5 protein-coding genes and 1 pseudogene are annotated in these 8,741 nt (G+C 48.2%); 4 read left to right on the top strand and 2 right to left on the bottom strand.

The annotated features are described in order from the left end of the window. Both ACTHMC_RS08150 and ACTHMC_RS08145 read left to right on the top strand, forming a co-directional pair. Positions 1–267 (top strand): annotated as a pseudogene (locus ACTHMC_RS08150) (hypothetical protein); the annotation flags it as partial. A gap of 195 nt (positions 268–462) precedes the next feature. After that, entirely contained in the window at positions 463–3,978 is a 3,516-nt protein-coding gene (locus tag ACTHMC_RS08145) for a hypothetical protein (RefSeq protein ID WP_440412449.1), read from the top strand. Positions 3,979–4,232: 254 nt separating this feature from the next. Here the strand turns inward: ACTHMC_RS08145 and ACTHMC_RS08140 are convergent, their stop codons facing one another. After that, the gene (locus tag ACTHMC_RS08140; protein WP_440412448.1) at positions 4,233–5,210 is read right to left on the bottom strand and encodes a hypothetical protein; all 978 of its coding nucleotides are present in this window, start codon (positions 5,208–5,210) and stop codon (positions 4,233–4,235) included. A 230-nt stretch (positions 5,211–5,440) separates the two neighbouring features. Between ACTHMC_RS08140 and holA the strand changes: the two genes are divergently transcribed. Further along, complete coding sequence (gene holA, locus ACTHMC_RS08135; RefSeq protein WP_440412446.1) at positions 5,441–6,439, top strand: DNA polymerase III subunit delta; 999 nt, start codon at positions 5,441–5,443, stop codon at positions 6,437–6,439. Here the strand turns inward: holA and ACTHMC_RS08130 are convergent. Then, positions 6,423–7,361 carry a bifunctional riboflavin kinase/FAD synthetase gene (locus tag ACTHMC_RS08130; protein ID WP_440412445.1) on the bottom strand — a complete coding sequence of 313 codons (939 nt, stop codon included), beginning with the start codon at positions 7,359–7,361 and terminating at the stop codon, positions 6,423–6,425. The two genes, holA and ACTHMC_RS08130, sit on opposite strands and share 17 nt — an antisense overlap. Positions 7,362–7,458: 97 nt before the next feature. Here ACTHMC_RS08130 and ACTHMC_RS08125 point away from each other — a divergent pair, with 97 nt between their 5' ends. Further along, positions 7,459–8,643 (top strand): AIR synthase related protein, encoded by a 1,185-nt coding sequence (locus ACTHMC_RS08125; RefSeq protein WP_440412443.1) that lies wholly within the window; start codon positions 7,459–7,461, stop codon positions 8,641–8,643. Positions 8,644–8,741: the final 98 nt, after the last annotated feature.

The following is an 8,741-nucleotide window of genomic DNA, read 5'->3' as shown; positions in this document are numbered from 1 at the left end:
AATGTGGGCATCATGGGCCAGAACAACAAAGTGGATGGCGCTCACAACACCAGCACCAATGGTCTGGGCGTAGGATTCGGCCCTGGTATCGCATATTTCATTACTCCTAACATCAGCCTGGAGGGACTGCTGAAATACAACCTTACGGTGGGTTTCGGCAATTCAACCACCAATAACCAGGTTGCATTCGGACTGGGCTTCCAGATCTATCTGCCCACCAAAAAAGCGAGAGAGGTTTATAACGACGCCAGGTCGCAGATGAAGTAGCGCATTTCACCTGCCTGTGTTATACAGTTACAAGTACCGCCAGGACCAGGACAATGGAAACAGGGTTATGCTTTACAGCGCCCCGGTTCCAGAGATCCGGTCCTGGCTTTTTTGCGCCTGACCAGACAATAATTGCTCATTTTCTACGCTTTTTACTTACTCCGCGGGATTTTACGCTAATATTGCGGGGGTCAAATGGAGAACTTGTTAACCGGGAGAATATTGATACTGATGTTGTTGCTGGCTTGTGGTCAACTGAATCTGGTTGCCCAGCAGAAGCCGGCTCCCAAACCGCTATCCAACCTCCGCGTTAAGAAAGTGAGCACACGCCAGCCCTTGGTAACACTTGATTCACTAAGTCTCATCCCCAATACCATCCAGATAATCGGTGTCCCCGACTCAGCGTACACCGTTGATTTCATCAACAGTACCATCACCTGGAAGAAACAATTCATTCTCGATAGTCTTTTTATCCGCTACCGCGTTTTCCCCACGCGTGTCAACGCCGTAGTCAACCGCATGGAATACGATTCCGTGATGAACCGTTTCATCGGACAGGCCTATACGCCGAATTTTGCCGGAGTTCAACAGACCGATAACTTCTTCAATTTCGGTAATATCACCTATAACGGTAGTTTCGGAAGGGCCATCTCCTTCGGCAATAGCCAGGATGCCGTAGTTACCAGCAATCTCAACCTGCAGCTAAGCGGTTACCTGGCAGACAGCATCGAAATCGCGGCAGCCATAACGGACAACAATATCCCCATTCAGCCCGATGGCACCACACAACAGCTCAATGAATTCGACCGCATCTTTCTTCAATTCCGCAAAAAGAACTGGGCGCTCAGTCTGGGTGATATAGATCTAAGACAGCAACAAAGCTATTTCCTCAGCTTCTATAAACGTTTGCAGGGCCTTGCTTTTGAAACCACTTCTGAAATAGCGCCCGGCCTCATCAATAAAGCCGCGGTCAGCGGCTCCATCGCCAAGGGAAAATTCACCCGGGATATCCTGGAGCCACTGGAAGGCAACCAGGGACCTTATCGACTCAAAGGAGCCAACAATGAATTCTTCTTCATCGTGCTTGCCAATACCGAAAGGGTTTTCATCGATGGTGAGCTCCTGCAACGCGGGGAAGACCAGGACTATGTGATCAATTACAATACGGCAGAGATCACTTTCACCCCCCGCCGCATGATCACTAAAGACAAGCGGATCCAGGTGGAGTTTGAATACGCCGACAGGAACTATCTCAACTCCAATATCTATCTGGCCGACGAGCTCAATATAAAAGACAGGGTCAAGGTACGTATCGGCTTCTTCAATAACTCCGATGCCAAAAGCTCGCCCATCAACCAAACGCTGGATCCTGTTCAGAAACAGTTCCTCAATAACCTCGGTGACAGCGTACAGCGAGCCTATTATCCCAACGCTGCATTGGATACATTCTCCGTTGGAAAGATCCTGTACAAGAAAATAGATTCTGTGTACAACGGAGGCCTCTCGCACGATACCGTCTTTATCTATTCCACCAACCCAGACAGTGCCCGTTATTCCCTCAGCTTCATAGATGTGGGACAGGGCAATGGGAACTATATTCCCGATTTCAATGGCGCCAATGGAAAAGTGTACAAATGGCTGGAGCCTGTAAACGGCCAACGGCAGGGCAGGTACGAACCCGCTGTATTCCTCGTCACGCCCAAGAAACAACAGGTGGTTACCCTCGGAGTGGATTACCTGGTGAATAAAAATACAGAAGTGAATACCGAAGTGGCCATGAGCAATTACAACGTAAATACATTTTCGGATAAGGATAAGGGTGATGATAAAGGATATGCAGCCAAAGCTTCCATCAAAAACACACTGAACTTTGCCGGGAACAAAGGATTGATGCTCACTTCCAATGCCGGCTTTGAATTTGTAGAAAGCCGTTTCAAACCGCTGGAGCGTTTACGCAACATCGAGTTTGCGCGCGACTGGGGCCTTCCATTACTCCCAACGCCAGCCAACGAATCTATCATCACCGGTGGCCTTGGTCTGACCGATAAAAAAATGAACTCCCTCAAATACCAGTTCACCAACTACAACAGGGGAGGGGATTTCACCGGTATCCGTAACAGTCTCTACCATGTTCAGGATCTAAAAGGCTGGCGATTAAATAACCAGTTCATCATATCCAATGTGAGTGCTACCGATGTGAAAGGGTATTTCCTTCGCCCCACAGTTGACCTCACGCATGTATTCAAAAAGATCGGTTTCTATTCCATCAACCTCAATTATTCCGTAGAACATACAGAGATAAGGGATCGTGCAAAGGATTCTCTTACGGCCCTCAGTTTCTCATTCACTAATTTTCAGGCCACGCTCAAATCCAATGAAGCAAAGCCCAACAAGTGGGGCTTCATTTACTCCACACGTACCAACCAGTACCCCGTGGGCAGCGAACTGCAAACAGCCGACCGCGCAAACAACTTCAATGTCTTTGCCGAACTGCTCCAAAACGAAAAACACCAGTTCCGCTTCAATGGCACCTACCGTATCCTGGACATCCTCAACGATAAGATCACCACCCAGAAAGCGGACAAGAGCCTGCTCGGCAGGGCTGAATATATTTTCAACGAATGGCGCGGCCTCCTGCAGGGAAGTGTGTTGTATGAAGTAGGATCGGGTCAGGAGCAAAAACGCGATTTCGCTTTCCTGGAAGTACCCGCTGGTCAGGGTGAATACACCTGGATCGATTACAATGAGGACGGCATCCAGCAGCTCAACGAATTCGAGATCGCCAAGTTCCAGGACCAGGCCAAATACATCCGCATCTTCACACCTACCAACGATTTCCTGAAAGCCAATTACAATACTTTCAACTATACGGCAGGCTTCAATCCCCGCTCGGTTATCGATGTGTCAAAGGCCCGCGGCCTCAAAAAACTGCTTTCGAAGCTCAACCTTCAATCACAATTGCAGTTGAACAAAAAAGAGATCGCACGTGGCGTAGTGCAGTTGAATCCATTCAAAGCACCGCTGGCAGACACTTCTCTCATCACGCTGAATTCCGTGTTCGTAAACACCTTCTCCTTCAATCGCTACAGCAGCAGCTGGGGCTTTGATATCAATAATTCCCGCAACAGCAATAAATCGTTGCTCACCTACGGCTACGAAACACGGAGCCTCGATGAATGGAGCCTCCGTGGCCGTATCAACATCACGCGTAAACTCCTCCTGGAGCTCACGGGCCGCACAGGCGTGAACCAGCTCAGTACCAGCAATGCCAAATTCGATAACCGCAATTACAAGATCGATCAGCAATCGGTAGAGCCCGCGCTGAACTTCATCAGCGGCAGCAATTTCCGATGGCTGCTCGGCTATAAATTCATGACCCGCGAGAACCAGGAAGGTGCCCGCGAAACGACCAGTTCCAATTCCATCAATACAGACATCAAATACAATATTCTCCAGAGCACCAGCATCAACGGCAAGTTCACCTACAACAATATCAGCTTCAGATCCAATGATGCCACACCCAACGTAAACTCGCCTGCGGCCTACATTCTGCTCGATGGCCTGCTGCCTGGGAAAAACTTCCTCTGGAACCTGGATCTCACCAAGCGTCTTAGTAATAATTTAGAGCTGAACATTCAATATGAGGGCCGTAAGCCTGGTACCTCCCGTGTTGTTCATGTGGGCAGGGCGGCGATACGCGCGTTGCTGTAAGATCTCTTCTGCTTGCTTTTTTTCTTGTTGGCAAATAAGGGTTGTGCAAAGCCGGCTGTAAAACATACCCCACCAGCGCCCATCAATGAAGAAGAAGGTGTGGGTGCTGTGTTTTTACATCCCAAGTCCGGCCCAAAGCCCTAAAAACAAAACTTCCTTACGCCACAGCTCCGTAGCATAAGGGAGTAAAAAAAAGTGCCCCGGCGCAAGCCGGGGCATATATGGATCTACTATTCTTTAAGTCTTTAGTCTTACTAGCTGAACAGACCACCTTTCTTCAGGGTAGATGTTCCTTCGCCGATCTTGAAACCGTTGTGGTATACTTCGATCTTGTAGCTACCTGTTTTGAAAGCGCTGTTTTGTTTCCATGGGAACTCTACGTGTTTCTTTTTGCCAGTCTCGATATCAACAGGCATTTTGAAAGTGTAGAATTTGTCGCCTTCTTCACGGGTAGTGAAGCTGCCGGAGCCAAGGGCTTCAACAGTTACAGGCTTTCCTTCCGGATCGGTAACGCTTACATAAACTTCAGTGCTTCCTGCCTGTGCAATGCGATTGTCAACATCGAAAGAGATAACCAGTTTGTCTACGCGTTTTGCAGTAGTGGTTACTTTTTCACGGCCACCGCTCTTCTCATTGATAGGAGTGATGTTGATGTTGCTGGCATTGAGTGTGCTGGCAATGTCTACTTTCTTAGCCAGTTCGTCTTTAGCTGTAGTGGTAGTTGCGAGGTCAGTTGTCAGCTTCTCTTTGTCGGCTGTCAACGCTACTTTTTCAGTAGTCAGCACCTGATTTTCCTGAGTAAGACGAGCTACTTCAGCTTCCAGGTTATTGATCTTGTCATTCAGTTCCTGGATCTGGCTTTTCAGCTCAGTCTTTTCTCTTTCTGTAAGCCTTTCTTTTTTCAGTTTGCTGGCGATCTGACCTTTCAGCTTGCTGATCTCGCTGTTACGCTCGCTCAGTTTGCCTTCGAGTTCATTATTGTTACCGGTCAGTGAATCCAGACGGATCACTGCTGCATCAAAACTTTTCTGCAGCTCATTCTTTGAAGAGTCAACTGCAACGTATGAGGTTTTCAGTTGAGTGATTTGCTGGTCTGACTTGTTCTTGTCCCACAAAAAATATCCCCAGGTACCGAGGATGCCTACTGCCAATAAACCGATGATCAGGTTTTTGGAATCCTTCTTAGGAGGCTGACTTTGCGGACTTGCTGATGGATAGTTGGTTGTACTCATAATTGTGTATGGTTTTCAAAAGTTTAAAATAATAGGTTTGCGCCGTGTTCTGGACTTCGATCATGATCTTTTCCAAAACCATGCCAGAATTCTGAAATATGGGTGGGAGGAGGGCTGTGCAAATGGCGGGAATGCAGTGCAGACCTGGTTTTTCATTGTGAATAAATCCCATTCGAATAGGGGTTAAATTTGGTGTAATATTGCGATAATTTTTTAAATTTCATAGCCTGATGTCCGCTGAGAAAATAATTGGAGACTGGAAAAAGAGCAAATTCAAACCCGTTTACTGGCTGGAAGGTGAGGAGGATTACTTTATAGATAAGGTGGTCCATTATGCCGAACATGAGATCCTCACCGAGGCTGAAGCTGGTTTCAACCTCATGGTTTTCTATGGAAAGGATGCCAGCTGGATCGATGTGGTGAACAGCTGCAAGAGGTATCCCATGTTCTCAGAGAAACAGGTAGTGATATTAAAAGAAGCGCAACAGATGAGGGATATCGATAAACTGGAGCCTTATATCGAACACCCGCTTTCCAGCACCATCTTTGTTGTATCCTATAAAGAAAAGAAAGTGGATGGCAGGAGCAAACTCGCCAAAACCCTCAAGGAAAAAGGGGAGATGCTCACTACAAAAAAAATGTATGATAACCAGTTGCCCGACTGGACCAATGAACTGATCACCTCAAAAGGCAAGAGCATTTCACAGAAAGCGCTGATGTTGCTGGTGGACCATATCGGTAATGATCTCAGCCGTATCAACAATGAAATCGATAAGGTACTGGTGAACCTGGGCGAGCGTAATAATATCACGGAAGATGATATCGAAAAATATGTGGGTGTAAGCAAGGAGTACAATCCTTTTGAGTTGCAGGGCGCCATGGCGCAGAAAGATCTGGCGAAGGCCATGAAGATCATCCAGTATTTTGAGGCCAATCCCAAAGCGGCCCCTATTCAGCTGATCCTTCCAACGCTGTACAACCTGTTCAGCAAAACATATATGATCTTTGGCCAGCAGGCGAAGGATGATAAGACCATCGCTACCAATATCGGAGTGAATCCTTTCTTTGTGAAAGATTATGTAGCCACTGCCAGGAATTATGGATATGCAGGAGTGGAAGCCGCTATTCTCTTATTACATTCTTATAATTTAAAGAGTGTGGGGGTGAACGATAGTGGCACTTCCGACGGCAGCCTGCTGAAAGAAATGGTGGCTAAGATGATGGTATAAAATAGGCAAGGGATGCTGACTTGTCCATGGTCAGCTGTTGCTTCAGGGCATCCAGTCCATCGAACTTCTTTTCGCCGCGCAGGTACTTCTTCACGTACACCCGAAGCGTGCTGCCATAAATATCTTTATCGAAATCGAAAATATTCACTTCGATCATTCTCTTTTTCCCATCAACGGTGGGGCGTACGCCGATATTCATCATACCATTCTTCTGTGTGCCATCGGGCAGTGCTACCGTTACTGCATAAACGCCGTTGCCGGGAACCAGCTTCTCTTCAATGGCCACCTGCAGGTTGGCGGTGGGATAGCCGAGCGTGCGGCCGAGTTTATTCCCTTCCACTACCTTCCCCTCGAAAAAGAAATCATAGCCCAGCAGTGATTTTGCGAGGCCGATTTCCCCATTCAGGATGGCTTCCCGGATACGGGTGGAGCTGACGGTGCTTTCGTTGATCACGTGGGCGGGAATCTCTTTGAGTTCAAAGCCCAGTTTGTCGCTGTAAACTTCCAGTAATTTATAGTCACCTTTACGGCCCTGGCCAAAGCGGTGGTCGTACCCGATGATCACAGTATGTGGATGGAATTTCTCAATCAGGAAATGCTCACAATATTCCTCAGGTGTCTGCCTGGCGAATTCTTCCGTAAAGGGAACGATCACCAGGTTATCGATACCATTCTTTTCCAGTAATTCTATCTTTTCCCCGATGGTATTGATGAGAAAGACCGGGGTCTGTCCGGCGGCCACCACCTTGCGGGGATGGGGGTGGAAAGTAATGATCACGGTCTCGCCCTGGATGCGGGCGGCTTCCTGCTTCAGCTGGGCGAGGATCTGCTGGTGTCCGATATGCACGCCATCAAAGGTTCCGATGGTCACAACTGCGTTCCGGAATGCCGGCATCTGTTCTGTAGAATGGTAAACTTTCATAATTGCGGTGCGAATTTACAATAAGGCAGCGTAAATAGTTGTGGCTTGTTTGATTGTGATACCGCAGAACATCCCAACTTTTTGTAGCTTTGCGGCCATGAGTTTATATTCAAAACGTGGCGTTTCTGCACAAAAAGAAGAAGTACACAAGGCAACGGAGAAGCTTGACAAGGGACTGTATCCTTTCGCATTCTGCAAGATTTATCCTGATTTCCTCACAGGAGACGATCAATGGGTGAACCTCATGCATGCAGACGGGGCGGGCACCAAGAGCATTCTGGCTTACCTGTACTGGAAGGAAACCGGCGACCTTTCTGTTTGGAAGGGGATAGCACAGGATGCCATCGTAATGAACCTGGACGACCTCCTTTGCGTGGGGATCCATGATAATTTACTCTTTTCTTCCACTATCGACCGGAACAAAAAACTCGTTCCCGGTGAGATCCTGGAAACCGTTATCAATGGCTCCCAGGAGATATTCGATGAGCTGAAGCAGTTTGGCGTGAACATCCAGTACCTGGGTGGAGAAACTGCCGATGTGGGCGATGTGGTCCGTTCCATCGCTGTAAACGGCACTATGGCCGCCCGCTGGCCCAAGGATAAGCTGGTGACCAATGAGAAGATCCAGGCTGGCGACGTGATCGTTGGCTTTGCGAGCTACGGCCAGACTAAATACGAGGATGCCTATAATAGTGGTATCGGCAGCAATGGCCTGACCAGCGCCCGGCACGATATGCTCAGTAAACATTACGCAACGCAATACCCCGAGAGCTTTGAGCCCAGCCTGAGTGACGATGTGGTGTACATCGGACCATACCGGATGACCGATCCCGTTCCGGGAAATCATGCCGGCCTGCCTGCTGACCTCAATATCGGCAAGCTGTTGCTGAGCCCTACCAGGACTTACGCCCCCTTGCTTAAAGCCCTGATCAGCGAGCATTTCGATGCCATTCACGGCCTGATCCACTGCAGTGGTGGCGGTCAGACCAAGTGTATGAAGTACCTGCCCGGGGACTTCAGGATCGTGAAGGACAACCTGTTTGAAGCACCGGTGATCTTCCAGTTGATCCAGAAGGCTTCGGGAAGTGATCTCCGCGAAATGTACCAGGTTTTCAACATGGGCCACAGGCTGGAAGTATTCACTACTCCTGAAAAGGCGGAGGCCATGATCGCTACAGGCAGGGAATTGGGCATTGAAGGTCAGATTGTAGGCAGAGTGGAGGAATCTGATGTGAAAGAGCTGATTCTGGATGTGAACGGGGAAAAAATCCGCTTCAATTAACATGTTTAAGGGATTCATACTGAATCTGATGGCGGCTTGTTATTGCCCCAGGGAACGATTTTAACATTTTTTTAATAAGTTATAAATAGGTAATATTC

It is taken from the genome of Pseudobacter sp., from assembly GCF_051955275.1.
Classification (GTDB): domain Bacteria; phylum Bacteroidota; class Bacteroidia; order Chitinophagales; family Chitinophagaceae; genus Pseudobacter.
Note: the sequence above shows the minus strand (reverse complement) of the source record. Positions and strands in the feature narration are given on the sequence as shown.

Bases quoted from the DNA above. Each gene is read 5' to 3' on its own strand.
- ACTHMC_RS08145 (WP_440412449.1), top strand. From the start codon at position 463: ATGGAGAACTTGTTAACCGGGAGAATATTGATACTGATGTTGTTGCTG.
- ACTHMC_RS08140 (WP_440412448.1), bottom strand. From the start codon at position 5,210: ATGAGTACAACCAACTATCCATCAGCAAGTCCGCAAAGTCAGCCTCCT.
- holA (WP_440412446.1), top strand. From the start codon at position 5,441: ATGTCCGCTGAGAAAATAATTGGAGACTGGAAAAAGAGCAAATTCAAA.
- ACTHMC_RS08130 (WP_440412445.1), bottom strand. From the start codon at position 7,361: ATGAAAGTTTACCATTCTACAGAACAGATGCCGGCATTCCGGAACGCA.
- ACTHMC_RS08125 (WP_440412443.1), top strand. From the start codon at position 7,459: ATGAGTTTATATTCAAAACGTGGCGTTTCTGCACAAAAAGAAGAAGTA.